Source organism: Actinospica sp., from assembly GCF_035552695.1.
Classification (GTDB): Bacteria; Actinomycetota; Actinomycetes; order Streptomycetales; family Catenulisporaceae; genus Actinospica.
In genome coordinates, this window is the sequence record NZ_DASZKT010000215.1 from 1 (window position 1) to 1,735 (window position 1,735).

Genomic DNA, 1,735 nt, shown 5'->3' on the forward strand with positions numbered 1-1,735 from the left:
GCCGGCCGCGAGATACCCGAGATGAGCGCCGACGTGGCCTTCCGGCTCGGACAGCGCGATGCGTTCCCGTCGGGCGATCCGTCACTCCAGGCGGCCCTGGCCCACCTGGGCCTGCGAGCACCGGCAGCCAGCTGGCGCCCGTGGCTGGCGCTCGCCGCCGCGCACCTGATGGCCTACGGCGACACGCTCGTCCGGGACCCGGTGCTGGTATGACCCGTAGGACAGCATGTATTTGCGTTGAATGTGCTGAACAACTGCGGCCGCCGGTGCGTCTTCTGCGGCTTGAGTCCATCCCCCGGCGTGGCCAGGAGGATGCTGCTGGCCGGCCACATCAAGCCGTGGAAGGACAGTTCGGCTACCGAGCGCCTGGACCCGCGGAACGGCCTGCGGCGACACGCCGCCGTGTGATCAGACCGTGACGAAACCCATCACGATCAGGATGAAACTGGCTCAGTCCTGCATGGCTTCAGTGAAGAACTCCGGTGGTGCCTGCAGGTCGTGGGCGCGGAACAGAACGGCGTGCTCGACGCCCATGGCCTTGCCGCTCATCGCGGTGAACTTCGGGATGAAGTCCTCGGGAGCGGGGTGGCCCGGGAGCGCGGCCAGGTACGCGGCGTGCGCCTCGAGCGAGGCGATGCCGCGGCGCAGCGGCTCACCCGTGACCTCGACGCCGTGGGTCGCGCCAAAGCCGGCGAGCCTGGGGACGATGAGCCAGCGCACGGCGTGCGGTTCGAGGTCCTCGTCGTCGACCTGCTCCGGGAAAACCCACCGGTTGCCCGCGTCGCGCACCGCGTCGAGCGTCGCGAGCCCGGCCGCGCGGTGGTCGGCTTGGTCGAAGCCATAGGGCGTCTCGATTTCGTACCCGGTGCCGAGTACGACGTCGGGCTTGAACCGGCGGATCTCCCGGCAGATGTCGCGGCGAAGGTCGAGGCCGTAGACGAGCACGCCGTCCGGATGTTCGAGGACGGTCAGGTGCTTGACGCCGACGACGGCGCAGGCGGCCTGCTGCTCGGCGACGCGCAGGCGTGCCGTCTCCTCGGGAGGGTTCGGCATGCCGGCCTCGCCGCGGGTGAGCAGGAGATAACCGACCTCGATGCCGCGCGCGGTCCAGCGAGCGACGGCCGCGGACGTGCCGTACTCCATGTCGTCAGGGTGCGCGACGACGCAGAGCACGCGCTGGAAGGACTCCTCGGGGAGGGCAGGCAATGTCATGCCGGCCATCCTTCCAGAACCGTTCCCGGCCGGGGATGGACAGGCCAAGCATCGAGGCCCCGGGCAGATGAGGGTGATTGTGGTGATCGCTTCATCTACCAGGGGTACGCCACGAGACGTCACGCCGCCCGTGATCGTTAGCAGGTTGGCAGCGCTTTCACCGCGTCCCGCGCTCGAGCCCGGACTTGGCGTTCAGCGCCGTTACTGCGAAAATCGGGCCGATCAGGTAGCCGAGGGCACAGGCGGATTGGTTAACTACCGGCATGGTGGACGCGAGCGCGCAAGGGCGGCGGACCTTCCGCCGGCTCCGGTGTACCTCGCCGTCGCACCCTTACTCACCGGCGGGTGTAGTGAGCGATAATCACGCCCTTGGTGGTCGCGACGCTGCCGGTGAGCTCGAACTCGGTCAGCGGGGCGGGCCCGTCGAACAGCCGTACGCCGCTGCCCAGGGTCAGCGGACAGATCACCAGCGTGTAGCGGTCGATCAGGCCGGCGGCGTGCAGGGTCCGCACCAGCGACACGC

The 1,735-nt window shown here is 69.2% G+C and carries 2 protein-coding genes and 1 pseudogene; 1 reads left to right on the plus strand and 2 read right to left on the minus strand.

From position 1 onward, the window contains the following. A pseudogene (locus VG296_RS24685) lies at positions 1–213 on the plus strand (hypothetical protein); the annotation flags it as partial. A 237-nt stretch (positions 214–450) separates the two neighbouring features. On the opposite strand, the gene VG296_RS24690 reads toward VG296_RS24685, so the two are convergent. Next, positions 451–1,212, minus strand: a complete 762-nt coding sequence (locus VG296_RS24690) for a PIG-L deacetylase family protein (protein WP_325569612.1) — start codon at positions 1,210–1,212, stop codon at positions 451–453. Between the two features lie 335 nt (positions 1,213–1,547). Next, positions 1,548–1,735, minus strand: a 188-nt coding sequence (locus VG296_RS24695) for a dihydrofolate reductase family protein (RefSeq protein WP_325569614.1), incomplete at its 5' end; no start/stop codon positions are given.

Coding starts and splice junctions, on each gene's coding strand:
- VG296_RS24690 (WP_325569612.1), bottom strand. CDS start 1,212: ATGACATTGCCTGCCCTCCCCGAGGAGTCCTTCCAGCGCGTGCTCTGC.